Source organism: Streptomyces radiopugnans, assembly GCF_900110735.1.
Classification (GTDB): Bacteria; Actinomycetota; Actinomycetes; order Streptomycetales; family Streptomycetaceae; genus Streptomyces; species Streptomyces radiopugnans.
On the sequence record NZ_FOET01000012.1, the window covers coordinates 70349 to 95128 of the forward strand.

The following is a 24780-nucleotide window of genomic DNA, read 5'->3' on the forward strand; positions in this document are numbered from 1 at the left end:
AACCTCTCACCGCGATCGCGCCGGGACCGCCGTCAGGTTGGCTCAAAGACGCCCCTGTCCGCCGTGCAGTCCGGTGGCCAGTTCCGCGACGGCGGCGGCGACGCGGGCGTGGAGCGAGCCGCCGAAGGTGACGCGGGCGGCGCCCAGGGCGCCCAGTTCGGCGGGGGAGGGGGTGCCGGGGCGGCACAGGGCGTTGACCGGGGCGCCGATCTCCGCCGCCGGCACGGGCAGGTGGTCCGGGGGCGCGGCGATGGGGTAGACGCATTCCGCGCCCGCCGCCGCGTACAGCCGCCCGCGCTCCACCGCCGCCGCCAACGGGTCGCCGGCACCACGCAGATAGGTGTCGATCCGGGCGTTGAGCAGCAGCCTTCCGCCCGCCGCCGCACACACCTCGGCCAGCCGCTCCGCCTGGCGCCCCGGTTCGGCCAACCCCCGTGCGGCCGGCCCGGAGTCCTCCAGGTTGCAGCCGACCGCCCCGGCCTCCAGCAGCCGCTCGGCTATCTCCCGCGGGGCGAGGCCGTAGCCCCGCTCGATGTCGGCGGTGACGGGTACGTCCACCGCGCGGACGATCCGGGCGACGGCCGCGAACATCTCGCCGGGCGGGGTGTCCTCGCCGTCGGCGTACCCCAGGGTGGCGGCCACCGCGCTGCTGGAGGTGGCCAGCGCGGGAAAGCCCGCGCCGGCGAAGGCGCGGGCGCTCACCGCGTCCCACACGTTGGGCAGTACCAGGGGCGCCTCACCGTGGTGGAGCGCGCGGAAGGCGTCCACCGCGCCCGCGGCACCGCCGGTCACTCCGCTCCGCTCTCCTTGTTCTCCTTCAGGGAGGCCGGGACGGCGCGGGTGGCCACCTGGAAGCGGTTCCAGGCGTTGATGGAGACGATCTGCGAGATCAGATGGGCCAGTTCGGTCTCCTCGAAGTTCTTCGCCGCCCGCTCGTAGACCTCGTCCGGCACGTAGTGCCCCTGCGGCGTGCCGCCGTCCAGCCGGGTGACCGCCTCGGTGAGGGCGAGTGCGGCCTGCTCCTTGTCGGTGTAGAGGCCGTGGGCCTCCTCCCAGGCTTCGAGCAGGTCCAGCCTGAGCTGGGAGATGCCCAGCTTGCGGGCGTCGGCGAAGTGCATGTCGAGGCAGAAGGCGCACTTGTTGAGCTGTGAGGCGCGGATCTTGACCAGTTCGGCGATGACCGGATCCAGCCCCTTCGACGCCGCGGCCTCGACGGCGGCCATCCCCTTGTACACCTCGGGGACGAGCTTCCACAGGTTCATGCGCGGGCCGTGTTCGTGCACTGTCGTCATGGTGACGACCCTATGCAGGCGGTAGCCCAGGGGTATGGTCCACTTCCATGCGGGATTCCTGGGCCAATTCAGTTGGGAACTCGGACGGGGGTTCAGGCGGCAGGCCGGACGGCGGTCCGAACCGAGGCGCGCGGGGCGGTTCGGCCGGCGGTGCCGGCGGCGACCTCCATCTGGACCTCGGCGGGCCGGGCGGGCTGCGCGCCTCGCTGATGCGCGCCCTGCGCGACGCCGTCCGCACCGGCCGCCTCGCCCCCGGCACCCGGCTGCCCTCCTCCCGCTCGCTCGCCGCCGACCTGGGGGTGGCCCGCAACACCGTGGCCGACGCGTACGCCGAACTCGTCGCCGAGGGCTGGCTGGCGGCCCGCCAGGGGTCGGGCACCCGCGTCGCGTCGCGCGCCGAACCGGCCGCGCCGGGCGGCCCGCCGGGCGCTCCCCCCGCCGTGCCGCGCCAGTCCCCGCGCCCCGCCGCGCCCGCCCGTACGCCCCCGCGGATCCTCCACGACCTGCGCTCCGGGCGGCCGGACGTCTCCGCCTTCCCCCGCGCCGCCTGGCTCACCTCCGCCCGCCGCGCCCTGGCCGCCGCGCCCAGCGCCGCCCTCGGCTACGACGACCCGCGCGGCCGGCCCGAACTGCGCCGCGCGCTGGCCGGATACCTCTCCCGCGCGCGGGGCGTGCGCGCCGACCCCGAACGGATCGTGGTCTGCGCCGGGTTCGTGCGCGGGCTGGCGCTGCTGGGGGAGGTGCTGGGCACCGCGGTGGCGGTGGAGTCGTACGGCCTGTGGATCCACCGCGACCTGCTGACCCGCGTCGGGGCGCGCACCGTACCGCTGCCGGTGGACGACCGCGGCGCCGACGTGTCCGCCCTGTACACCTCGGGGGCCCGTGCCGCCCTCCTCACACCCGCCCACCAGTACCCCACCGGCACACCCCTCCACCCCGACCGGCGCACGGCGGCCGTCGACTGGGCGCGGGCCACCGGTGGACTGGTCCTGGAGGACGACTACGACGGCGAGTTCCGCTACGACCGCCAGCCCGTCGGCGCGCTCCAGGGCCTCGACCCGGAGCGGGTGGTCTACCTCGGCACCGCCAGCAAGAGCCTGGCGCCGGGGCTGCGGCTGGGCTGGATGGTGGTGCCCGAGTCGCTGCTCGGCCCCGTCCTGGCCGTCCGCCGCGAGACGGTCGAGACCTGCGGCGCCCTCGACCAGCTCACCCTCGCCGACTTCGTGGACTCGGGGGCGTACGACCGGCATGTGCGCGCCATGCGGCTGCGCTACCGGCGCCGCCGCGACCAGCTGGTGGCGGCGCTCGCCGAGCACGCCCCCGCGGTACGCGTCACGGGCATCGCGGCCGGACTGCACGCCGTGCTGGAACTGCCGCCGGGCACCGAAGGGCCGGTGCTGGAGGAGGCGGGGCGTGCGGGGGTGGCCGTGGAGGGGCTGGCGCGCTTCCGCCACCCGGCCGCCCCGGAGCCCGGGGCCGGGCGCCCGGGCTCCGGGCGCGAGTGGTCCCGCCCCGGGCGCGACGCGCTCGTCGTCGGCTACGGCACTCCGCCCGAACACGGCTTCTCCTCCGCCGTGGAGGCGCTGTGCGCGGTGCTGCGCCGGGTGCTGGGCGGGCGCCGGGCCGGGTGACGGACCGAGGGCCGGGGCGGCGGACCCGGAAGACCCGGCGCCGCCCCGGCCCCGCCCAGCACCCGGCGCTCAGGCGCCCAGCACCGCGCCCAGCCGCTCCAGACCCCAGTCCAGGTCCTCCTTGGAGATCACCAGCGGCGGGGCGATGCGGATCGTCGAGCCGTGGGTGTCCTTGACCAGCACGCCCCGCTCCATCAGCCGCTCGGAGATCTCCCGGCCCGTGCCCAGCGACGGGACGACGTCCACGCCCGCCCACAACCCGCGCCCGCGCACCGCCTCGACCGCGCCGCCGCCCGCCAGCAGGCCCAGCTCGTGGTGGAGGTGCTCGCCCAGTTCGGCCGCCCGCTGCTGGAACTCGCCGGTGCGCAGCATCGCGACCACCTCCAGCGCCACCGCGCAGGCCAGCGGGTTGCCGCCGAACGTCGAACCGTGCTCGCCGGGCCGGAAGACGCCCAGCACGTCCGCCGAGGAGACCACCGCCGAGACCGGCACGATGCCGCCGCCGAGCGCCTTGCCCAGCACGTACACGTCCGGCACCACGCCCTCGTGCTCGCACGCGAACGTCCGGCCCGTGCGGCCCAGGCCCGACTGGATCTCGTCCGCGACGAACAGCACGTTCCGCTCGCGGGTCAGCTCGCGCACGCCCGCCAGATAGCCCGGCGGCGGCACCAGCACGCCCGCCTCGCCCTGGATCGGCTCCAGCAGCACGGCGACGGTGTTGTCCGGGTCCTCGTCGAGCGCGGCCCGCATCGCCTCCAGATCGCCGTAGGGGACGATCTCGAAGCCCGGTGTGTAGGGGCCGTAGTCGGCGCGGGCCTCGGGGTCGGTGGAGAAGCTGACGATCGTGGTGGTGCGGCCGTGGAAGTTGTTCTCCGCCACGATGATCCGCGCCCGCCCGTCGGGGACGCCCTTGACCCGGTAGCCCCACTTGCGGGCCGTCTTCACGGCCGTCTCCACCGCCTCCGCGCCGGTGTTCATCGGAAGCACCGCCTCCATGCCGCACAGCTCGGCCAGTTCGGTGCAGAAGGCGGCGAAGCGGTCGTGGTGGAAGGCGCGGGAGGTGAGGGTGAGCCGGTCCAGTTGCGCGTGGGCGGCGGCCAGCAGCCGGGGGTGGCCGTGGCCGAAGTTGAGCGCCGAGTAGCCGGCGAGCATGTCCAGGTAGCGCCGGCCCTCCACGTCGGTCATCCACGCGCCCTCGGCCGAGGAGACGACGACCGGCAGCGGGTGGTAGTTGTGCGCGCTGTGCGCGTCGGCGGCGGCGATCAGTTCGGCGGAGGCGGTACGGGCGGCTGCCGGAACGGCGGTGGCGGACGGTTCTGCCGAGGTGGCCATGGGAACGCTCCGTGTCGGGTGGGCGGAGTGGACGTTGTGCACCGGCGATCGTGCGGCGGTCGCCGCGTGTGATGCCTATCTCTATCGTCGTACGCCCGCTTCGCACCGAAACCCTCCGGCGCGGCGAGTTCCGGCGCGCCGATACGCCTGTCCGGGCCCGTGTCCGGGCCCGTGTCCGGGGCCGTGTCCGGGGCCGGGTCCGGCCTCGCACGGGAGGCGGAACACGGGTGATCCCCGCGGCGGCCCTCTGCGAGAATGACGCCATGGCCACTGACCGTCCCCGTGTACTCTCCGGCATCCAGCCCACCGCGGGCTCCTTCCACCTCGGCAACTACCTCGGTGCCGTCCGCCAGTGGGTCGATCTGCAGGACACCCACGACGCGTTCTACGCCGTCGTGGACCTGCACGCCATCACGATCCCGCAGGACCCGAAGGAACTGCGCGCCTCCACCCGGCTGGCCGCCGCCCAGCTCCTGGCCGCGGGGCTCGACCCGGAGCGCTGCACCCTGTTCGTCCAGAGCCATGTGCCCGAGCACACGCAGCTCGCCTGGGTGATGAACTGCCTCACCGGCTTCGGCGAGGCCTCCCGGATGACCCAGTTCAAGGACAAGAGCGCGCGGCAGGGCGCCGAGGCCACGACGGTCGGCCTGTTCACCTACCCCGTCCTCCAGGTCGCGGACATCCTGCTCTACCAGGCCGACAGCGTCCCCGTGGGCGAGGACCAGCGCCAGCACATCGAGCTGACCCGCGACGTCGCCGAGCGCTTCAACAGCCGCTACGGCCACACCTTCACCGTCCCCTCCGCCTTCATCCTCAAGGAGACGGCGAAGATCTACGACCTCCAGGACCCGACGGTCAAGATGAGCAAGTCCGCGGCCTCCCCCAAGGGCGTGGTCAGCCTGCTCGACGAGCCGAAGGCCTCCGCCAAGAAGATCAAGAGCGCGGTGACCGACACCGGGACCGAGATCCGCTACGACGAGAAGGAGAAGCCCGGCGTCAGCAACCTGCTGGTGATCTACTCCACCCTCACCGGTACCGGAATCCCGGAACTGGAGCAGCAGTACGCCGGCAAGGGCTACGGTGCCCTCAAGACCGACCTGGCCGAGGTCGTCGCCGCCTGGGTGACACCGTTCCGGGAGCGCACCCAGGAATATCTGGACGACCCCGAGACGCTGGACTCGGTGCTGGCCAGGGGGGCCGAGAAGGCGCGCGAGGTCGCGTCGCGGACCCTGGCCGCCGCGTACGAGAAGGTGGGCTTCGTGCCCGCCAAGCACTGACAGGGCACCGGACGACCAGGGGGAACGGAAACGAGAGGGACGAGGAAGGAGAAGCACGTGGGGACCGTCACGCTCGGCGTATCGATCGCGGTCCCGGAGCCCTACGGCAGCCTGCTCCAGCAGCGGCGTGCCGGCTTCGGTGACAGCGCGGCCCACGGCATCCCCACCCACGTGACCCTTCTGCCGCCGACCGAGGTGGACGCCGCGCGCCGCCCCGAGATCGAGGAGCACCTCGCCGGGGTCGCCGCGGCGGGACGGGCCTTTCCGATGAGGCTGTCGGGCACGGGCACCTTCCGCCCGCTGTCGCCGGTGGTCTTCGTCCGGGTCGTCGAGGGCTCCTCTGCCTGCGGACGGCTCCAGGAGTGGGTCCGGGCGGAGGACGGCCCGCTCGCCCGCGAGCTCCAGTTCCCGTACCACCCGCACGTCACGGTCGCCCACGGCATCGCCGAGGAGGCGATGGACCGGGCGTACGCGGAACTGGCCGACTTCGAGGCCGCCTGGACGGCCACGGGCTTCGCGCTGTACGAGCAGGGCGAGGACTGCGTGTGGCGGCTCCAGAGAGAGTTCTCCTTCGGTGGTGCCGCGCACCTGCCCCTGCCCCCGCAGCCGAACTTCTCCAGGCCTCCGGCCCCCTCGCTCTGACGCGCCCTCGCGCGCAGACCAGGGGGCCGGTCACGGCCCGCTCGGGGCCGTGGGGCTCATCGGGTTCCTCGGGCGTCCCGGATGCCTCAGGGCGTCCCGGCGCCCTCAGCAGGGGGCGCCGGGGGCTCGGTCCCGACGGGACCGGTGGCGGGCCCCTCCCCGGAGTCCTCCGGGTTCCCCGCGTCCTCCGGGGCCCCGGGCGTCCCGGGGTTCCTCGGAGCCCGGGCCCCGGCCCCGCCCGCCCCTTCGGTCCTCCCGGCGCTTCCGCCGCTTCCGGGCGCGGAGGCGGCGCTCTGCGGCCTCCCGGGAGCCGCCGGCCTCGTCACGATCCTCTCCAGGGCACCGGGGTTCCCCGGGCCGCCCAGGACCGCCGGGCCCTGCGGGCCGCGCCCCGGGTGCGGCAGACCGGCCACGCCCGGCAGCGGCCAGCGCCGGCGCACCCCGTACGCCCCCGCGCCGAGCGCGACCAGGACCGCCACCACGATCATCAGGGCCGTACCGGCGCCGTCCGACGGCCCGTGCGTCCTGGCCGCGTTGGGCGTGGTGGGCCCGGCCGGCTGGGCGTCGGCCCCGCCCGCCTGGCTGCCGGGCCTGTCGTCGGCGTTCTTGCCGCTCCCGTACGCGGCCCCCTCGGGCGGCACCAGCTCGCCCACGGGCTCGGTCTTCCCGGCGGCCTCGAAGCCCCAGTCCAGGAGGTCGGCGGTCTCCTCGTAGACGCTCAGGCCGCCCCCCTCGGGGTGCATGGCGGTCACCAGCAGCACCCGGTCGCCGCGCTGGGCGACGCCGGTGAAGGTGGACCCGGCGTTGGTGGTGTAGCCGTTCTTGACGCCCGCGATGCCCTCGTACGGCTCCAGGCCGGGGGCGCCGGTCAGCAGGCGGTTGGTGTTCTGGATCTCGAAGGTGCCGCGCTTCTTCTTCCCGTCCTTCCCCTTCTCCACGTCCCCGGGGAACTGCGCGCGGACGGTGGCCGCGTACGCGCGGAAGTCCGGCTTCTGCATCCCCGAGCGGGCGAACAGGGTGAGGTCGTAGGCGGAGGAGACGTGCCCCTCGGCGTCGTAGCCGTCGGGGCTGACGACGTGGGTGTCCGTCGCGCCGAGCCGTCTGGCGTGCTCGTTCATCTCCCGGACGGTCTTGTCCACGCCGCCGTTCAGCTCGGCCAGCGCGTGCACCGCGTCGTTGCCCGAGCGGAGGAAGACGCCCTTCCACAGGTCGTCGACCGTGTAGGTGAGGCCCTCCTTGAGGCCGACCATGCTGCTGCCCGGGCCGACCCGGAGCAGTTCCTCCCGGGAGACCCGGTGGACCCGGTCCTTGTCGAACTTCGGCAGCAGGGTGTCGGCGAACAGCATCTTGATGGTGCTGGCCGGGGCGAGCGGCCAGTGCGCGTTCTTGGCCGCCAGCACGTCGCCGGTCTCGGCGTCCGCGACGATCCAGGCGCGCGAGGTGATCGAGTCGGGCAGTTCGGGGGTGCCGGCCCCGGCCCGCGGTTCTATCTGGACGCCGGGGAGGCCGAGGCGTTCTCCGCCGACGGCGGACATCCTCGCGGGCGGGGACGGCTCCCGGGGCTTGTCCGCCACGGCGTGCGCCGCGGCCGGAGTGCCGGACAGGCCGGGCAGGAAGCACGGCAGGAGCAGGGCTGTGGCGGCGGCGAGGCCGCGGGCGCTGCGCACTCGGCGCGCGCGGGCGATTACGCAGTGGGTCTTCGACACGGAGCGAACGTATCGGCTCCGCGACCGTACGGAACCTCCGAGAGGACCATCGCGGTGGCGGGAGACGCCCCTGCCAGTGATTCCATTGGGCCGATAGACATACTTGTAGGTGTGAAACTCTCTCGCCCCGTCTCGTGGTTCCTGCTCGCCTTCGGGGTGTGGAGCTGGTTCGTGTGGACCAACTTCACCAGGAACCTGTGGAAGGACAGCGGCGGCCTGGCGTTCGACGACGCCGGCGACCCGACCGCGTACTTCTGGATCCACCTGGTGCTGGCCGTGGTCTCGCTGGCGCTGGGCACGGCCATCGGGATCATCGGGCTGCGCGGCCTGCGGGCCCTGCGCGCCCCGAGCGACGGCTGAAGGAACGCATGACGGCCGCCGGTACGTTCGGCTGAGGACAGGCAATCGGGCAGGGGAGTGGAGCGGGGCATGGCCATGGTGTTCGTGGGCGTCCTGGTGCTGGTGATCGCCGTCCTGGCGGCGGTGCACTGGTACCTGTGGCGGCGTCTGGTGCGCGACGTGGCGGCGCGCGGCACCTGGTACAGACGGGTGGGCACGCCCCTGCTCGTCCTGCTGCCGCTGACCGCCGTCGCGGCACAGGCCGCCGGACGGGCGGAGGTTCCCTTCGTCCTGAAGCAGATCCTCGCCTGGCCGGGCTTCCTCTGGCTCGCCATGGTGCTGTACCTGACGCTGGCCCTGCTCGCCGGTGAGGCGGTGCGGCCGCTGCTGCGCCGCTTCCTGGAGCGGCGGGACGCGAGGCGGGCGGCGCACGGGAGCGCCGCCGGAGAGGGCGCGGGGGAGAACGGCGGTGAGGACGCCGGGGGCGCGGTGCGCACCGCGCCCCCCGCCTCCGCGCCCGCTTCCACATCCGCCGAGGAGGGCGCGGACGGCGCTACGCGGGCCGGTACGGCGCGTACGGCCGTCGCCGTCCGCGACGGCGCGGGTTCCGGTGCCGGTGCCGTGACCGCGGCCGGCTCCGCAACCGGGGAGCGGCCGCCGGCCGGTCCGTCACGGCGGCTGTTCGTGGCCCGCACCGTGGCCGCCGCCGCGGGCGTCGCGGCGGCCGGGACGGTCGGCCACGGCACGTACGGCGTGCTGCGCGGCCCGAAGCTCAAGCGCGTCACCGTCCCCCTGGCCAAGCTGCCCCGGGCCGCCCACGGCTACCGCATCGCCGTCGTCAGCGACATCCACCTCGGCCCCGTCCTGGGCCGCGCCCACACCCAGCGGATCGTGGACACCATCAACCGGGCCGACGCCGACATGGTCGCCGTCGTCGGCGACCTGGTGGACGGCACCGTCGCCGAGCTCGGCAGCGCCGCCGAGCCGCTGGCCCGGCTCCGCTCGCGCGACGGCTCCTACTTCGTCACCGGCAACCACGAGTACTTCGGCGACGCGGCCGAGTGGATCGACCACGTCCGCGAGCTGGGCCTGGAGCCGCTGGAGAACGCCCGCCGCGAGCTGCGCCACTTCGACCTGGCCGGTGTCAACGACCTCGCGGGCGAGGAGGAGGGGCAGGGGCCGGACTTCGAGCGGGCACTCGGCGACCGCGACACCTCCCGCGCGGTGGTCCTCATGGCCCACCAGCCGGTCATGATCCACGACGCCGTGGACCACGGCGTGGACCTCCAGCTCTCCGGCCACACCCACGGCGGCCAGATGTGGCCCGGCAACCACCTCGCCGGCCTGGTCAACCCCACCCTCGCCGGCCTGGAGCGCTACGGCGACACCCAGCTCTACGTCAGCCGCGGCGCGGGCGCCTGGGGCCCGCCGGTGCGGGTGGGCGCGGAGTCGGACATCACCGTCGTCGAACTGGCCTCCAGGCAGGCCTGACACCCCTCCGCACCCGAGGTCACCGACGTGGCCACCCACCGTGGTCACCGACGTTTCCGTGGAGGGTGACGCGCCGGGCTCCGGCGGCGGCACGACGGAGCCCGAGCCCGTCGGCGGTTCACGCCGGCGCGCCGCGGACGCACCCCGCCTCCCGGCACCGGAGCGACGCATGCGTGAGGGCCCGCACCCCGAAGGGTGCGGGCCCTCACCGCGGACCGTGTCCCGGGCCGCCCGCGGTGGGCGGGCCGGGAGCGGGGTCTCAGTAGCGGCGCGTGATCAGCGCGCGCTTGACCTCCTGGATGGCCTTGGTGATCTCGATGCCGCGCGGGCAGGCCTCCGTGCAGTTGAAGACGGTCCGGCAGCGCCAGACGCCCTCGCGGTCGTTGAGGATCTCCAGACGCTGCTCACCGCCCTCGTCGCGGGAGTCGAAGATGAAGCGGTGCGCGTTGACGATCGCCGCCGGGCCGAAGTACTGGCCGTCGTTCCAGAACACCGGGCACGCGGACGTGCACGCGGCGCACAGGATGCACTTGGTGGTGTCGTCGAAGCGCTCGCGGTCCTCGGCGGACTGCAGGCGCTCGCGGGTCGGCTCGTTGCCCTTGGTGATCAGGAAGGGCATGACGTCCCGGTAGGCCTGGAAGAACGGCTCCATGTCGACCACCAGGTCCTTCTGGACCGTGAGCCCCTTTATCGGCTCGATCGTGATCGGCTTCTCCGGGCTGATGTCCTTGATCAGCGTCTTGCACGCCAGCCGGTTGCGGCCGTTGATGCGCATCGCGTCGGAGCCGCAGATGCCGTGCGCGCAGGAGCGCCGGAAGGTCAGCGTGCCGTCGATCTCCCACTTGATCTTGTGGAGGGCGTCCAGGACGCGCTCCTTGGGGTCGATCTCGAGCTGGAAGTCCTGCCAGGTGACCTCGTCGGAGATCTCCGGGTTGAACCGGCGGATGCGGAAGGTCGCGGTGATGTAGGGGGAGTCCGCCGCCGTGCCGCCGGCACCGGCCTCGGACTTCTCCATGACGGGAGTGGCCATCAGTACTTACGCTCCATCGGCTGGTAGCGGGTCTGCACGACCGGCTTGTAGTCCAGCCGGATCGACTCGGTGCCGTCGTCGCCCACCTCGCGGTACGCCATGGTGTGGCGCATGAAGTTGACGTCGTCGCGGTTGGGGTAGTCCTCGCGGTAGTGGCCGCCGCGGGACTCCTTGCGGGCCAGCGCGGAGACGGCCGTCACCTCGGCCAGGTCGAGCAGGTTGCCCAGCTCGATGGCCTCCAGCAGGTCGGTGTTGAACCGCTTGCCCTTGTCCTGGACGGACACGTTCTTGTAGCGCTTGCGCAGGGAGGCGATCTCCTCGACGGCCTCCTTGAGCGTCTGCTCGGTGCGGAAGACCATGACGTTCTTGTCCATGGTCTCCTGGAGCGCCTTGCGGATCTCGGTGACCCGCTCGGTGCCCTCCGAGGAGCGCAGCGCCTCGACCTGGCCCTGGACGAACGCGGCCGGGTCCTCCGGCAGGTCCACGTAGTCGGCGGTCGCCGCGTACTCGGCGGCGGCGATGCCCGCCCGGCGGCCGAAGACGTTGATGTCCAGCAGCGAGTTGGTGCCCAGGCGGTTGGCGCCGTGCACGGACACGCAGGCGACCTCGCCGGCCGCGTACAGGCCCGGCACCACCGTGGTGTTGTCGGCCAGCACCTCGCCCATGACGTTGGTCGGGATGCCGCCCATCGCGTAGTGCGCGGTCGGCTGGATCGGGATCGGGTCGGTGTACGGCTCGATGCCCAGGTAGGTGCGCGCGAACTCGGTGATGTCCGGCAGCTTGGCGTCGAGCTGCTCCGGCGGCAGGTGGGTGAGGTCCAGGTAGACGTGGTCGCCCTCGGGGCCGCAGCCGCGGCCCTCGCGGATCTCGGTGTAGATCGAGCGGGAGACGACGTCGCGCGAGGCCAGGTCCTTCATGACGGGCGCGTACTTCTCCATGAAGCGCTCGCCGTCCTTGTTGCGCAGGATGCCGCCCTCGCCGCGGGCGCCCTCGGTGAGCAGGATGCCCATGCGCCAGATGCCGGTCGGGTGGAACTGGAAGAACTCCATGTCCTCCAGCGGCAGGCCCCGGCGGAACGCGGCTGCCTGGCCGTCGCCGGTCAGGGTGTGCGCGTTGGAGGAGACCTTGAAGAACTTGCCGTTGCCGCCCGAGGCGAAGACGACGGCCTTGGCCTGGAAGACGTGGATCTCGCCGGTGGCCAGTTCGTAGGCGACGACGCCCGCGGTGCGCTTGACCCCGTCGACCTCGCTGAGCAGCAGGTCCAGGACGTAGAACTCGTTGTAGAACTCCACGCCCTCCTTGACGCAGTTCTGGTACAGCGTCTGGAGGATCATGTGGCCGGTGCGGTCCGCGGCGTAGCAGGACCGGCGCACCGGGGCCTCGCCGTGGTTGCGGGAGTGGCCGCCGAAGCGGCGCTGGTCGATGGTGCCGTCCGGGGTCCGGTTGAACGGCAGGCCCATCTTCTCCAGGTCGAGGACGGCGTCGATGGCCTCCTTCGCCAGGATCTCGGCGGCGTCCTGGTCGACCAGGTAGTCACCGCCCTTGACCGTGTCGAAGGTGTGCCACTCCCAGTTGTCCTCCTCGACGTTCGCGAGGGCCGCGGCCATGCCGCCCTGGGCCGCGCCGGTGTGGGAGCGGGTGGGGTAGAGCTTGGTCAGCACCGCGGTGCGGCTGCGCTTGGTCGCCTCGATGGCGGCGCGCATCCCGGCGCCGCCGGCGCCGACGATGACGGTGTCGTACTTGTGGATCTTCATGATGAAAGCGCCTCAGCCCCGGCTCTAGCGGATGTTCGGGTCGAAGGTGAAGATCACCAGCGTGCCCAGCAGGACGGTGAACACCGTGGCGGTGTACAGCAGCATCTTCAGCCAGAAGCGGGTGCCGTCCCGCTCTGCGTAGTCGTTGATGACGGTCCGCAGACCGTTGGCGCCGTGGAGCATCGCCAGCCACAGCATCAGCAGGTCCCAGGTCATCCAGAAGGGCGATGCCCAGCGACCGGCCACGAAGGCGAAGTTGATCTTGCTGACGCCGCCGTCCAGGACGAGCTGGATCAGCAGGTGGCCGATCACCAGCACGACCAGCACGATGCCGGACAGCCGCATGAACAGCCAGGCGTGCATCTCGAAGTTGCCGGGCGTGAACTTCCTGGGGGTCCGGCTGGTCCGGGCGCGGGGCGGCTCGATGACGGGGGCGGGGTTGTCTACGTCGTAGGCCATGTCGTCAGCTCCCGAACAGCTCGCTCACGGCGTGCCCGAGGACCGGGTACAGCGCCCCGATCATCAGCACGATCCAGATGCCCATGACGGTCCACAGCATCTGGCGCTGGTACTTGGTGCCCTTCGACCAGAAGTCGACGGCGACGACCCGAAGGCCGTTGAGCGCGTGGAAGAGGATGGCGGCCACGAGGCCGTACTCCAGCAGCGCGACGATGGGCGTCTTGTAGACCGCCACGGTGTCGTCGTAGGCCTCCGGGGAGACGCGGACGAGCGACGTGTCCAGGACGTGCACGAACAGGAAGAAGAAGATGAGGACGCCGGTGACTCGGTGAGCCACCCAGGACCACATGCCTTCCCGGCCGCGGTACAGCGTTCCAGCCGGCACGGAAATACCCTCCGGGAGCGGTTACGGGGCCGGCCGGCTTCGGTGTCGGTCTGGCCCGGCCGGGTACGGTCCACCGGCCGATGGCCATGGTAACGACGTCCTGTCGGCACGGTTCCCCCGGGGGGTCAGATGTGATCAATCAGGCACGGACGGGCTAGGAGCCCGGCCGGGGGCCGTGGTAGGGGCCGGGACCTGAGCGGAGGCCTCCGGTCCGGCGGGGTGGCCCGGCCGCCGTGCCCGCCACGGGGGCGTCCCCTCCCGGGCCAGCCGCAGCAGCCGGCCGCGCGCGATGCGGCGCAGCTCCTCGGCGGCCACGGCGCGCTCCCGCTCGGTCTCGTTGCCCAGCCGGGTGCGGATCGCGGCGAGGACGTGGCCGAGCGCCTCCTCCTCGCGCACCCCGTCCACGCACAGCACGAAGGCGTAGCCGAAGCGGCTCTCGTACGCGGCGTGGGCGGCGCGCAGGGCGGTGTGCGCGGCGAGCGCGCCGGGGCCGGTGATGGCGATGTGCCGCCCGCCGTACAGCGGGCCGCCGTGCCCGGCGCCGGCGGCGGACTCCCCGGTCAGGGCCTCGGACAGATCCTCGTCGGTGAGGTCGTAGCTGGCCTCGTCGGCGGCGGCGAGCAGCGCCTCCACGTCCGGGTAGGGGCGGTGGGCGGCGATGCTCTCCGCCCACCGCCGGCTGCCGCAGCAGGCCAGCAGGGCGCCCCGGAGGTCGGCGGGGGAGGCGTTGTTGAGGCGGTGGAGCGGCGTTGCCTCGCTTCGCTGAGGGGGCAGGCGCATGGGCTCCTCGGGCGCGGGGAGACGTCAGGGACGTCGCGGGACACGGGAGTGCGGGTGACAGTGGTGGTCGGGGCGGCCGGGGTGGCCGGATTACCGGAGTGATCGTGTGACGGAGGATGACGTCACGGTAACGATAAGTGGGAGAGGGCGGTCGGCGGGCAGATTCTTTTCACCCGGACGAGACGAGTTCCGGGCGCATGGTTGACGGATGAGAACTGGAAAGGGGCAATACGGTCACCCCATGGGACGCAGGCGCAGACGCAATCCCCGCAGGAAGACCGCCGCCGTCGCGGCCGTGGCCGGAGTGGCCGCCGCCGTCACGGCCGTCACCCTCCTCGTGCTGCCGGACGGCACGGGGGACGGCGGCGGGGAGCCGGGCGAGGGCCCCCGCAGGACCCCCGGCGTACCGGCCGTCACCCTGCCCGCCGCCCCCGCCGCCGTACCCGCCGTACGCCGGTGGACGCCCGAGCCCGGCATCGGCTGGCAGCCCGCCCCCGGCACCCGCGTCGTGGCCGACCCCGGCGGGCCGCTCGCCGACGAGGCCGAGCTGCTCGCCGGGGAGCTGGACGTGGAGCACTCCGGCGGACCGGCCGGGCCCGGCGACATCGAGCTCAGACTGGACTCCACCGCCTCCGACAAGGGGTACGGAGGCCGCGAGGGCTATGTGCTCAGGGCCGACACCGGCCGGGTCACCGTCACCGGCCGCACCGACGCCGGCGTCTTCCACGGCACCCGCACCCTCCTCCAGGCCCTCCGCGAGGGCGGCTCGATCCCCCGCGGGACCGTCCGCGACTGGCCCGACCGCCCGCAGCGCGGCTTCATGCTCGACATCGCCCGCAAGCACTTCAGCGCGGAGTGGATCGAGGACCGCATCCGCGAGATGGGCGACCTCAAGCTCAACCAGCTCCAGCTCCACCTCTCCGACGACCAGGCCTTCCGCGTCGAGAGCGACTCCCACCCCGAGGTCGTCTCCGACCCCCACCTGACCAAGGACGAACTGCGCCGGATCATCGAGCTGGCCAACTCCCGGCACATCACCGTCATCCCCGAGATCGACTCGCCCGGCCACCTCGGCGCGGTGCTCGACGCCCACCCCGGCCTCCAGCTGCGCGACGCCGACGGCGACCCGGCGCCCGGCGCGATCGACATCTCCGACCCGCGCTCGGCACGCCTGGTGGACGACCTGCTGCGCGAGTACGCCCCCCTCTTCCGCGACCAGCCCGGCCCCGGCCCCTACTGGCACCTGGGCGGCGACGAGTACCGGGCGCTGATGCGCTCCGACCCCGAGGCCGCCTACCCGGAGCTGGCCGAGACCGCCCGCCGCGAGCACGGCCCCCGGGCCCTGGTGCGCGACCTGGCCGCTGCCTGGCTCAACGACCGCGCCGAGACCGTGCGGAAGGCGGGCTTCACACCCCAGGTGTGGAACGACGGCCAGCACGCCGGCGGGGTCGTCGAACCGAGCCGCCCCAGACAGGTGGCCTACTGGACGGGCAAGGAGATCGGCGCCCGGCCGCCCGGGGAGTACCTGCGCGAGGGCTGGGAGGTGGTCAACCTCAACGACGAGTACCTCTACTACGTCCTCGGCGAGCCCAACGAGTTCACCTATCCGACCGGAGAGCGGATCTACGAGGAGTGGACCCCGGCCGTGCTGCGCGGCACCGAGCCGGAGCCGGCGGAGCTGACCGGGCCGGACCGCGTGGTGGGCGGGCGGCTGGCCGTCTGGTGCGACCTGTCGGGCGCGCAGACGGCGGCCGAGGTCGCCCGGGGGATCCGGATGCCGCTGCGGGCCGTGGCGCAGAAGCTGTGGGACCCCTCCCCGCCCGCCCTGGAGTGGAAGGACTTCCGGGACCTGTCGGACCGGGTGACGTAAGGGCCGGCACCCAGGAGTGGGGTCGGCACCCCGGGGAAGGGGCCCGTGCCGCTCGGGAGACGGTCCGGGAGGCGGACCGTGATCGCGAGGCGGCTCGGGGACGGACCGTAACGCGGGGCTCAGGACACGATGTCCTTGGTGCGGAAGTGGCGGAAGGCCAGGGCGAACAGCACCAGCGCGTACGCCACGGACACCGACGCGCCCCGCAGCATCCCGCCCGTCTCCAACTCCGGCTGGAAGACGTCCGCCCAGGCGAACTGCCAGTGCGCGGGCAGCAGTTCGCGCCAGTCGCCCAGCGCCGTGACCGCGTCCAGGATGTTGCCCACGATCGTCAGCCCGATCGCGCCGCCGACCGCGCCCAGTGGCGCGTCGGTGACCGTGGACAGCCAGAACGCCAGCCCGGCCGTGACGAGCTGGCCGACGAAGACGTACACCACCGCCAGCGCCAGCCGGCCCAGCGCCTCGTCCGCCGGCAGCGTGCCGCCGGTGGGCAGCTCCAGCGGGCCCCAGCCGTACGCCGCCGAGCCCGCCGCCAGCGCCACCAGCGGCAGCAGCGCCATCGCCGCCGCGCTGAACACCAGCGCCACCACCAGCTTGCTCAGCAGCAGCCGCCAGCGCGGCACCGGGGCCGCCAGCAGATAGCGCAGCGAGGACCAGCTCGCCTCGGAGGCCACCGTGTCGCCGCAGAACAGCGCCACCGGCACCACCAGCAGGAAGCCGGCGGAGACGAACAGCGCCATGGCGGCGAAGTTCAGCCCGGAGGCGGTGGCGGTGTCCATCAGGTTGATGCGCCGGCCGCCGCGCTCGGGCTCGCCGCCGATCGCGAAGGCCGCGATCAGCACGAACGGCAGCGCGGCCAGCACCAGGCCGGTCACCAGGGTGCGGCGGCGGCGCAGCTGGCGCACCGCCTCCACCCGCAGCGGCAGGGTGCGCCGCGGGTGGTAGCCGGGCGCCGCGCCCGACGGGTCCGCGCCCGGCCGGCCCGGCGCGGACGGGGGAGTGGGGTCGGGGGCGGTGGCGGTCATCGCTCTCCTCCGATCAGGGTGAGGAAGGCGTCCTCCAGACGGCGGTGCGGTCCGGCGCGCTCCACCGGCACCTCCAGCCGCAGGAGCTCGGTCAGCAGTTGCGTCGTGGTGGCGCCGTCGAGCCGCACCAGCAGCCCCTCGTCGACGGCGACGGCCGAGCCCACACCGGGCAGGGCCGCCACCTTCTCCGGCAGGGCCTCCGGCACCGGGCCCCGCACCCCGACGAGCACGGTGTCGCCGGAGCCGGTGATCTCCTCCACCGGACCCGCCTGCACCAGCTCGCCGCGGTCCATGACCACCAGATGCGTACAGGTCTGCTCGACCTCGGCCAGCAGATGGCTGGAAACGATCACGGTACGGCCGGCCGCCGCGTAGCGGATCATCACGTCCCGCATCTCGCGGATCTGCGGCGGGTCCAGGCCGTTGGTCGGCTCGTCCAGGATCAGCAGGTCCGGCAGGCCCAGCATGGCCTGGGCGATCGCCAGCCGCTGCCGCATACCCTGAGAATAGGTGCGCACCGCGCGCTCCAGGGCGTCGCCCAGTCCGGCGATCTCCAGCGCCTCCTCGATGTGGGCGTCCCCCTCGGGGCGGCCGGTGGCCCGCCAGTACAGCTCGAGGTTGTCCCGGCCCGACAGGTGCGGCAGGAAGCCCGCGCCCTCGACGAACGCGCCGACCCGCGACAGCACGGGCGCGCCCGGGCGGATCACATGGCCGAAGACCCTGATCTCACCGCTGTCGGGGGCGATCAGGCCCATCAGCATCCGCAGGGTGGTGGTCTTGCCCGCGCCGTTGGGGCCGAGCAGGCCGAGCACCTGCCCGCGCTCCACCCGGAAGGACAGATCGCGCACCGCGTAACGGTCGGCCGAGCCCGCGTACCGCTTGGACAGGCCGGTGATCTCCAGCGGGACGTCCTCGCGTACGGGATCCGCCTCCGGTACGGCGGCGGGTGCGGCGGAGGTGCCGGGCGAGGCCTTGCGGCGGCGTCCGGTCAGCAGCAGCACGGCCGCCACGGCCGCGCCGGCCGACGGCAGGCCCCACACCCACCACGGGGTGCCGGCCGCCTCGACGGCCAGGCCTGGCGCGGTCGGCACGCTCAGCCCGCCCTCCCCGAGGGAGACGGTGTAGGCGGCGGGCTCGACCGGCGAGGCGTAGGCCAGGTCGGTGGCGGAGAACACCACCCGCATGCGGTGCCCGGCCTCGAAGCGGTGGTCGATCGCGGGCAGCCGCACCTCCACGCTCCGGCCCTCCCCGGCCCCGGTGACCCGCAGCGGCGCCACGAGCTGCGAGGGCAGGACCTGGCGCCCGTCGGGGCCCACGTCGTAGACCTTGGCGAACAGCACCGCCTCCCCGGAGGTGGACGCGACCTCCACCCGCACCGCGGGGGCGCCGGTGACCTGGACGGCCTCGGCCAGCGGCGCCGACTCGAAGCGTGCGTGCTGGCCGGGGTAGTCCACCGACAGGCCGACGCCCAGGTCCGACAGACCGCCGCCCACGGCACTCAGGCCGGGGACGGCGGAGACGGCGGGCGGGCCGCCGCCGGCCGGGTTGGCGAAGGTCTGCTCGCGCCCCCGCAGCCCTACGGTCCGGTCGCCGGCCGCCAGGCCGGGGTAGCGCTCGGCGGTGGCGGCCCGCAGCCGCGTCTCGCCGTCGGTGGTGTCCATGCCGCCGGTACGGGTGACGCGGAAGGCCGGGCCGGTGTCCACCCCCTTCTCGTTCCCGAGGTGGCGGTCGAACCAGGCGCGGGTGCGGTCGTCCAGCCGCTCCGTCTCGTCGGGACCGCCGTCGTGGCCGCCCGCGATCCACTCCACCGCCACCGGCGCGCCGTTGGAGCGGATCGCCTCCGCCATGGCGTCGGCGTGGCCGAGCGGGAAGAGGGAGTCGGAGCGGCCCTGGACGATCAGCGCCGGCACGTCGATCCGGTCGGCGACGGCCACCGGGCTGCGCTCGCGCAGCAGCTCGCGCGCCTCCTCGTCCGGCTCCCCGGCGACGGCGACCCGCTCGTACATCGCGCACAGCTCCGTGGCGAACCGGCCGCAGCCCGCCCGCTCGGAGACCGGCCCGGCGGTGGGGGCACCGGCGCCCGCGACGGTGGAACCGGTGGTGAAGAAGATCCCGGTCCACAGTTCCTTGAAGACACCGTCCGGGAAGAGCGCCTCGGACAGGTCCCAGTAGGTGATGCGCGGGGCCACGGCGTCGACCCGCTCGTCGTGCCCGGCGGCCAGCAGTGAGACCGCGCCGCCGTAGGAGGCACCCGCCACGCCCACCCGGGGGTCGCCCTCGCCGTCGAGGCGTACCTCGGGCCGCTCCGCCAGCCAGTCGATCAGGGCGCTGACGTCGGCGACCTCGCGGTCGGGGTCGTTCAGCCCGATCCGGCCGGTGGAGGCGCCGAAGCCGCGGGCCGACCAGGTCAGCACCGCGTAGCCGGAGCGGGCCAGCTTCTCGGCCTGGCCGCGCAGTTCGGCCTTGCTGCCGCCGAAGCCGTGGCCCAGCAGGACCGCCGGGCGGCGGGTGTCCGGGTCGCCGGCGGTGAAGTAGGAGGTGTCGATCCGGACGGTGTCCCCGCCGTCCCCGTCCTCCGGCGATTCGGGCAGGGTGAGCTTCTGCTCGGTGTGGCGTACGGCGGGCGCGTCGTCCGGAAGGGCCGCCCACACACCGCCCCCCGCGAGGACGGCGGCGGCGGCGATCGCCGCGAGCAGCCGCCGGCGGGGCCTGGGCAGTCGGAGATCCATGGCCCGACCCTACGCGGTGTCCCGCCCGGCACACCGAGCGCCCCGGGGCGGGATCAGGGGACGGCGCTGCCCGCCGGGGCGGCCGCGGGACGGTCCGCGGGGGCGGCCCGGTCCCGCGCGGCCTCGGCCCGGGGACCGGCGCCGTTGTCGTTGCCGCCCGCCCCGTTGCCGCTGCCCGGGTTGCCGTCGCCCCGGCCGCCGTTGCCACCGTTGTTGCCGTTGCCGTTGCCGTTGCCGTTGCCGTTGCCGTTGCCGTTGCCGGGGTTGCCGGGGTTGCCGGCGTCCCGGCCGCCACCGCCGTTGCCGGGGCGGGTGCCGGTCTGGTCGGCGTTGCCCCGGCCGGCGCCGTTGCCCGGGTTCCCGTTCCCGCCGCTGTTCCCGCCGCCGTTCCCGCTGCCGGAGCCGGGGGGGTCGGCGTCCTGCCGGCCGCCGCCGGGGGCTTCACCGGGCCGGTTCGGGGTGTCCGGCGTCGTGCCGTTGCCGCCCGGGTTCCCGCCGCCGCTGCCGTTCCCGCTCCCGTTGCCGTCTCCGTTGCCGCTGCCCCGGCCGCCGTCGGCGGGAGACGGCCGGGCCGCCGGGCCCTCCAGCACCGCGTCGCAGTACTCGGCGACCCGGTCGCGTCCGCCCGCCGCGGTGACCAGCGGCTTCCGCGCGGCCTCGGCCGGACTGCCCGGATTCCGCTCCTGGGCCCGGCACAGCGCGACGATCCGCGGCGACGCCTCCGAGGGCGGTACGGTCCCCGACCCGGAGCCGTCGGGGTGCGGCCCGGCCGGGCCGGCCTCCCCGGTCGTGGGTGCCTTCGGGGACGCGGGGACAGGAGGCGTCGAGGCGGTGTCCGGCGCCTGGGAGGTGCCGGGCGCGCCGTTCGGGCCGCTCCCGGGCAGGAACGGGACACCGACGGAGGCCACCGCCACCCCGCTGCCGAGGACGGCGGCCACGACCACGCCGAGCGCGCCCGTGCGCGTCCGGCCCAGGCGCCGCGTCAGCCGGGCGAGACGGCCCCGCAGGCCGGCCGCCGCCGGATCGGCGGCCGCCCGCTCGTCGCGGGCCGCCCGGAAGGCGGCCAGGGCCTCCTCCTCGCCCTTGAGCACGCCGGAGCCCGGCGGCGGCGCCGCGGCGCTGAGGACTGCCGCGAGGGCGCGCAGGCTGTCGTCCGACGGCAGGTCGCCCGAGCCCCTGGAACCGGAACCCCGCAGGCCGACGCCCGGCCGGGAGCCCTCGGCGATCAGACGGCGCAGCGCGGCCTCGGTCACACGGGCGCCTTCCTCCCCGTCCCGCATCGGGTCGTTCACCTCCGTACCGCCGTTGCCTCGGGCCGTTCCACCAGCCGGGCCAGTTTCTTCAGACCGCGTGACAGCGCCATCGCCACCGCCCCCGGCCGCTTGCCGAGGATCTCGGCCGTGCTCTTCGTGTCCAGGTCCAGAACCACCCTCAGAAGTACCGCCTCGGCCTGCGGAACGGGCAGGGTGCCGATGAGGGAGACGATCTCACGTGTCGACAGCTTCGCCCCGGCCACCTCCGCCGTGTCCGGGGCGGCCTCCCCGCCGGGGGTGCCGGCCGCGCGCGGTTCGGGCAGTTCGTCGGTCGGCACGGTGATCTCCTGCACACGCCTCCTCCTGCGACGCAGGACGTCACGGGCCCGGTTCCGTGTGACGGCCAGGGCGAAACGGCGGAAGGAGGCGCCGTCCCCCTCGAAGCGCAGCACGTCCCGGGCGATCTGTAACCACGTCTCGGCCACGACGTCCTCCGCGTCCTGACCGACGATGACGGCCGCGTAGCGCAGGAGTTCGGGGTTGAGGCAGCGGTAGACGGCGCGGAAGGCGGCCTCGTCGCCCCGCCGCACACCGAGAACCGCAGCGTTCAGATCCCCGGTGCGCTCCGGGTGGATCCCGTTGCCGCCGTCCGCCGAATCACTCACGCACGGGATCCTTCCACGCTCCCGTGCGACACGTCGACACGGCGGCCCCACGTCGGCGGGGACGGACTGATGTGAACGCGAACACCCGTACGCCGCCCGGGAGAAGGCGGAAGGGGCCGGACGGGAGATCCCGTCCGGCCCCTTGTGCCGCGGACCGGCGGCCGGCCGTTCACCGGCCGCCGGTCACCGGCGAGCCGTCCGCCTGCTCACGGCTCGCCCACGGCTCGCCCGGGGCTCGTTCACGGAGCCAGCGGATAGCCCAGCCAGGCGCCCGCGGGCGTACCCATGGCCGAGCGGCCGTAGTAGACGGCGCCCGAGGTGGAGACGCCCCGGCTGCCGGCGTCGAACTGGAGGATCGTCCCGTCGAAGGAGTTCTCCCCCGGCGCGCCGACGGCCAGGTCCGCCCGCCCCCAGCCGGACATGTCGGCGAGCAGGACGCCCGCCCCGAGCCGGTCGTCGGTCTCGGAGGCCCCGGCGACGCCCGAGGTGTCCTGGTGGAGGCTCATGGCGCCGGAGGTGCCCAGCCCCGAGGAGGTGCCGTACAGCAGGAGCGCCATACCGGCGTTCTTGCGGTTGACGCCGTCGCGGGTGAGGTCCTCGAAGGGCAGGCCCGCGAGGACGTCGGCGCGCCCGTCGCCGTTGACGTCGCCCGCCGAGACCGACCAGCCCAGCGCGTCGCCGGCCTCGGCGGCCCCCGGAACACCGGAGGTGTCCTGGTGGATCACCTTCCGGCCGGTGGTGGTCGGCCCGTCGGGCGAACCGGGCAGCACGGTGATCTGGCCGCCGCGGAAGGCGCTGGACTCGGAGGCGTACGGCTGACCGACGACCAGGTCCGTGTACGCGTCGCCGTTGATGTCCGCCGCCGCGACCGAACGGCCGCCCTTGACGGACGACATGCCCACGTAGGTCAGGCCGCCGGCCGATCCGTTGAGGAGCGTGAGCCGGCCGGTGCCGCCGGAGTCCCGGTGGTTGAGGACCACGTCGGTGTAGCCGTCGCGGTTGAAGTCGCCGGTGGTGGAGGCCAGGGAGTCGATGGTGCCGGTGGTGCCGGTCTTCAGGGCGCCCTTGCGCACGGTGCCGTCGGCGACGTCGAACGCCCACCAGCCGGCCGGGCCGCGGGTGGAGGCGGTGAAGACGTCGGCGGTGCCGTCGCTGTCGAAGTCGCCGACGGCGACGGTCGAGCCGAACCGGGCTCCGCCGGTGCGGTCCGCGGTGGCGGCTTCCAGCCACTTGGCCTTGGTGAAGCCGGGGCCGTACAGGACGGTCACCGCGCCGGAGTCGGTGTTGCCCACCGTGTCGTCCTCGCCGGGCGCGCCGACCGCCAGGTCCGCGTGCCCGTCGCCGTTGACGTCGCCGTACGCGACCGCCGCGCCCCAGCTGTCACCGGTCTCGGAGGCCCCGGGGACACCCGGGCTGGACTGGGAGAGGGTGACCCTGGTGGAGGCCACCGGGCCGTCCGCGCCGCCGGGCGCCACGCTGACGGTGCCGGCCTTGGCCTTGCCGCCCACGGCGGCGCGGGGGGTGCCCACGGCCATGTCGCCCATGCCGTCGCGGTTGAAGTCGGCGGTGGGGGCCGCGGAGCTCGCGGCCGGGCTCGCGGCGAAGCGCCGGATCTCCGGCAGCGCGTCGTACAGCGTCTGGCCCGGGCACGCGGTGTTGTAGCCGTCGCGGTGGCCGGAGACGGTGCGCAGGGTGGCCTGCTCACCCTCCTTCCACACGCCGGTGTTCCCCATGGCGGTGAGCGTCACCCTGCCGGTGGGGTCCACGCCGTACTGGCCGAGCTTCCAGGCGGCGATCCTGGCGACGGCGCCGGTCACATCGGGGGTGGGCACATCGCCCGCGGCGTAGTTGCCGATCACCGCGATGCCGGTGGAGTAGCTGTTGAAGCCGTAGGTGTGCGCGCCCACCACGGGCAGGTCGACGCCGCCGTGCCGGCCCTCGAAGATCGTGCCGCACTTGTCGACCAGGAAGTTGTAGCCCAGGTCGTTCCAGCCGTTGCTCTTGACGTGGAACGTCATCAGCGACCGCACGATCGCGGCCGAGTCGGAGCAGGTGTAGTTGATGTCCTCGAGCGCCGTGTGGTGGACGAAGGCCGCCTTGATGCCGTCCTCCAGGTACGCCGAGGGCTCCTCGACCATGGACTCGTCGGCGCCCCAGGCGGCGCGCGAGACGATCGGCGGCCGGGTGACCGTGGACTCGGGTGCGGTCGGCACGGTCGGGGTCGGCGACGGGTCGGCCGTCGGGCTCCCGGTGGCGTCCGGCTCGGTGGACTCCGTCCCGGTGGGAGTGGGCTCGGTGGTGCCCGGAGCGGTGGACTCCGTCCCCGTGGGCGCCGGTTCGGTGGGCGACGGCTCGCCGGGCGACGCCGAGGCGCCGTCCACCGGGTCGCTCGCGGTGGCGGTGGGAACCGGGTCCTCGGCGACGTAGGCGGCGGGCCGCATGCCCGTGTCCACGGCCGTCTCGAAGGCCGCCGGGCCGAGGTCGGCCGCGTTCGCCTTCCTGGCCTCGCGCGGCGTCACGCCCGGGTCGACCAGGTCCAGCCGCATTCCGGCGGGGAACTCGTCACTGGTCTGTCCGTCGGCGGAGACCACCCGGGCCTCGACGCCGTCGGAGGGGCCGACCCAGCGGGGCGCGGTCGCGCCGCGGGCCGTGGCCTCCCGGCCCTCCTCGCCCTCGGGGACGTGGATGTCCAGGTCCAGTTCCTGCCACGGCGTCCACTCGCCGGTCTCGATGTCGCGGGTGCGCACCTCGGCCCGGCCGCCGATCTCCGCGGTCGCCCGGGGCCAGGAGATGCCCAGCAGGCTGAACGGCTTGGTGTCGCGGCGGGTCACGCCGCTGTGCCCCTCGCCCCTGGTCTTCAGGTTCACGGAGTACACCCTGACCGGCGACGCGGTCACTGAACTCCCGTTGTCCTCGGGCGGGTTGGCCACGGCGACGGTCACCACGCCGGCTCCGCCCACCGCGACGGCACCCAGGGTCAGCCAGGTCCGCCTCTTCAGGCTCAATGTTCTGCGCGCTCGTGTTCTTCGCGGACTCAAGTGTCCCGCCCCTTGTCGTCTGGATCGTTCGTCCGGAGACTCGCTCGCCCCGCGTCCGTCACGGGACCCTTCGGTAAGCGCT

20 protein-coding genes are annotated in these 24780 nt (G+C 74.1%); 6 read left to right on the plus strand and 14 right to left on the minus strand.

Annotated elements, in window-relative coordinates:
* Nucleotides 1–42 precede the first annotated feature (42 nt).
* Together BMY40_RS19995 and BMY40_RS20000 are read right to left on the minus strand one after the other, a co-directional pair.
* A complete protein-coding gene (locus tag BMY40_RS19995) occupies nt 43–792 on the minus strand; it encodes an isocitrate lyase/PEP mutase family protein (RefSeq protein WP_093661561.1) in 750 nt (249 codons plus the stop codon).
* A complete protein-coding gene (locus tag BMY40_RS20000) occupies nt 789–1292 on the minus strand; it encodes a carboxymuconolactone decarboxylase family protein (protein ID WP_245770197.1) in 504 nt (167 codons plus the stop codon). The genes BMY40_RS19995 and BMY40_RS20000 overlap by 4 nt, the downstream gene beginning before the upstream one ends.
* Before the next feature lie 47 nt (nt 1293–1339).
* Here BMY40_RS20000 and pdxR point away from each other — a divergent pair, with 47 nt between their 5' ends.
* Entirely contained in the window at nt 1340–2923 is a 1584-nt protein-coding gene (gene pdxR / locus BMY40_RS20005; protein WP_093661565.1) for a MocR-like pyridoxine biosynthesis transcription factor PdxR, read from the plus strand.
* A gap of 69 nt (nt 2924–2992) precedes the next feature.
* Here the strand turns inward: pdxR and rocD are convergent, their stop codons facing one another.
* Nucleotides 2993–4255 (minus strand): ornithine--oxo-acid transaminase, encoded by a 1263-nt coding sequence (gene rocD / locus BMY40_RS20010; protein WP_093661567.1) that lies wholly within the window; start codon nt 4253–4255, stop codon nt 2993–2995.
* A 263-nt stretch (nt 4256–4518) separates the two neighbouring features.
* On the opposite strand from rocD, the gene trpS reads away from it, so the two are divergent.
* Nucleotides 4519–5532 carry a tryptophan--tRNA ligase gene (gene trpS / locus BMY40_RS20015; RefSeq protein ID WP_093661746.1) on the plus strand — a complete coding sequence of 338 codons (1014 nt, stop codon included), beginning with the start codon at nt 4519–4521 and terminating at the stop codon, nt 5530–5532.
* Nucleotides 5533–5589: 57 nt separating this feature from the next.
* Nucleotides 5590–6174: a 2'-5' RNA ligase family protein gene (locus BMY40_RS20020; RefSeq protein ID WP_093661569.1), complete on the plus strand. Its 585-nt coding sequence runs from the start codon at nt 5590–5592 to the stop codon at nt 6172–6174.
* An 86-nt stretch (nt 6175–6260) separates the two neighbouring features.
* Here the strand turns inward: BMY40_RS20020 and BMY40_RS20025 are convergent, their stop codons facing one another.
* Nucleotides 6261–7880, minus strand: coding sequence for a D-alanyl-D-alanine carboxypeptidase (locus BMY40_RS20025; protein ID WP_425443146.1), 1620 nt, complete (start codon nt 7878–7880; stop codon nt 6261–6263).
* A gap of 111 nt (nt 7881–7991) precedes the next feature.
* Here BMY40_RS20025 and BMY40_RS20030 point away from each other — a divergent pair, with 111 nt between their 5' ends.
* Nucleotides 7992–8240, plus strand: a complete 249-nt coding sequence (locus tag BMY40_RS20030; protein WP_093661571.1) for an SCO4848 family membrane protein — start codon at nt 7992–7994, stop codon at nt 8238–8240.
* Nucleotides 8241–8309: 69 nt separating this feature from the next.
* On the plus strand, nt 8310–9710 hold the full coding sequence (locus BMY40_RS20035; protein WP_093661573.1) for a metallophosphoesterase: 1401 nt from the start codon (nt 8310–8312) through the stop codon (nt 9708–9710).
* A 259-nt stretch (nt 9711–9969) separates the two neighbouring features.
* On the opposite strand, the gene BMY40_RS20040 is transcribed toward BMY40_RS20035, so the two are convergent.
* The 5 genes from BMY40_RS20040 to BMY40_RS20060 form a co-directional block, all read right to left on the minus strand.
* Nucleotides 9970–10740 (minus strand): succinate dehydrogenase iron-sulfur subunit, encoded by a 771-nt coding sequence (locus tag BMY40_RS20040; RefSeq protein ID WP_093661575.1) that lies wholly within the window; start codon nt 10738–10740, stop codon nt 9970–9972.
* A complete protein-coding gene (gene sdhA / locus BMY40_RS20045) occupies nt 10740–12494 on the minus strand; it encodes a succinate dehydrogenase flavoprotein subunit (protein ID WP_093661577.1) in 1755 nt (584 codons plus the stop codon). Before sdhA ends, BMY40_RS20040 begins: the two co-directional genes overlap by 1 nt.
* 24 nt (nt 12495–12518) lie before the next feature.
* A complete protein-coding gene (locus tag BMY40_RS20050) occupies nt 12519–12953 on the minus strand; it encodes a succinate dehydrogenase hydrophobic membrane anchor subunit (protein ID WP_093661579.1) in 435 nt (144 codons plus the stop codon).
* 4 nt (nt 12954–12957) lie between these two features.
* Entirely contained in the window at nt 12958–13338 is a 381-nt protein-coding gene (gene sdhC, locus BMY40_RS20055) for a succinate dehydrogenase, cytochrome b556 subunit (protein WP_093661581.1), read from the minus strand.
* A 135-nt stretch (nt 13339–13473) separates the two neighbouring features.
* On the minus strand, nt 13474–14118 hold the full coding sequence (locus tag BMY40_RS20060; protein ID WP_093661583.1) for a 2-oxo-4-hydroxy-4-carboxy-5-ureidoimidazoline decarboxylase: 645 nt from the start codon (nt 14116–14118) through the stop codon (nt 13474–13476).
* A gap of 241 nt (nt 14119–14359) precedes the next feature.
* Here BMY40_RS20060 and BMY40_RS20065 point away from each other — a divergent pair, with 241 nt between their 5' ends.
* Complete coding sequence (locus BMY40_RS20065) at nt 14360–15988, plus strand: beta-N-acetylhexosaminidase (protein ID WP_093661585.1); 1629 nt, start codon at nt 14360–14362, stop codon at nt 15986–15988.
* Nucleotides 15989–16107: 119 nt separating this feature from the next.
* On the opposite strand, the gene BMY40_RS20070 is transcribed toward BMY40_RS20065, so the two are convergent.
* The 5 genes from BMY40_RS20070 to BMY40_RS20090 all read right to left on the minus strand — a co-directional run bounded on the left by BMY40_RS20070 (nt 16108) and on the right by BMY40_RS20090 (nt 24665).
* A complete protein-coding gene (locus BMY40_RS20070) occupies nt 16108–17013 on the minus strand; it encodes an ABC transporter permease (RefSeq protein ID WP_093661587.1) in 906 nt (301 codons plus the stop codon).
* Nucleotides 17010–19742: an alpha/beta fold hydrolase gene (locus BMY40_RS20075; protein ID WP_093661589.1), complete on the minus strand. Its 2733-nt coding sequence runs from the start codon at nt 19740–19742 to the stop codon at nt 17010–17012. Before BMY40_RS20075 ends, BMY40_RS20070 begins: the two co-directional genes overlap by 4 nt.
* A 53-nt stretch (nt 19743–19795) precedes the next feature.
* Complete coding sequence (locus tag BMY40_RS20080; protein ID WP_143071796.1) at nt 19796–20995, minus strand: hypothetical protein; 1200 nt, start codon at nt 20993–20995, stop codon at nt 19796–19798.
* A gap of 35 nt (nt 20996–21030) precedes the next feature.
* Nucleotides 21031–21660, minus strand: a complete 630-nt coding sequence (locus tag BMY40_RS28695) for an RNA polymerase sigma factor (protein ID WP_093661593.1) — start codon at nt 21658–21660, stop codon at nt 21031–21033.
* 239 nt (nt 21661–21899) lie between these two features.
* Nucleotides 21900–24665 (minus strand): FG-GAP-like repeat-containing protein, encoded by a 2766-nt coding sequence (locus tag BMY40_RS20090; RefSeq protein ID WP_245770198.1) that lies wholly within the window; start codon nt 24663–24665, stop codon nt 21900–21902.
* Nucleotides 24666–24780 lie beyond the last annotated feature (115 nt).

What these genes read in the sequence shown, in the direction of transcription:
- BMY40_RS20065 (WP_093661585.1), top strand. Translation starts at nt 14,360, where the DNA reads ATGGGACGCAGGCGCAGACGCAATCCCCGCAGGAAGACCGCCGCCGTC.
- trpS (WP_093661746.1), top strand. Translation starts at nt 4,519, where the DNA reads ATGGCCACTGACCGTCCCCGTGTACTCTCCGGCATCCAGCCCACCGCG.
- BMY40_RS20035 (WP_093661573.1), top strand. Translation starts at nt 8,310, where the DNA reads ATGGCCATGGTGTTCGTGGGCGTCCTGGTGCTGGTGATCGCCGTCCTG.
- rocD (WP_093661567.1), bottom strand. Translation starts at nt 4,255, where the DNA reads ATGGCCACCTCGGCAGAACCGTCCGCCACCGCCGTTCCGGCAGCCGCC.
- BMY40_RS20070 (WP_093661587.1), bottom strand. Translation starts at nt 17,013, where the DNA reads ATGACCGCCACCGCCCCCGACCCCACTCCCCCGTCCGCGCCGGGCCGG.
- BMY40_RS20040 (WP_093661575.1), bottom strand. Translation starts at nt 10,740, where the DNA reads ATGGCCACTCCCGTCATGGAGAAGTCCGAGGCCGGTGCCGGCGGCACG.
- BMY40_RS20075 (WP_093661589.1), bottom strand. Translation starts at nt 19,742, where the DNA reads ATGGATCTCCGACTGCCCAGGCCCCGCCGGCGGCTGCTCGCGGCGATC.
- BMY40_RS20060 (WP_093661583.1), bottom strand. Translation starts at nt 14,118, where the DNA reads ATGCGCCTGCCCCCTCAGCGAAGCGAGGCAACGCCGCTCCACCGCCTC.
- sdhA (WP_093661577.1), bottom strand. Translation starts at nt 12,494, where the DNA reads ATGAAGATCCACAAGTACGACACCGTCATCGTCGGCGCCGGCGGCGCC.
- BMY40_RS20050 (WP_093661579.1), bottom strand. Translation starts at nt 12,953, where the DNA reads ATGGCCTACGACGTAGACAACCCCGCCCCCGTCATCGAGCCGCCCCGC.
- pdxR (WP_093661565.1), top strand. Translation starts at nt 1,340, where the DNA reads ATGCGGGATTCCTGGGCCAATTCAGTTGGGAACTCGGACGGGGGTTCA.
- BMY40_RS20000 (WP_245770197.1), bottom strand. Translation starts at nt 1,292, where the DNA reads ATGACGACAGTGCACGAACACGGCCCGCGCATGAACCTGTGGAAGCTC.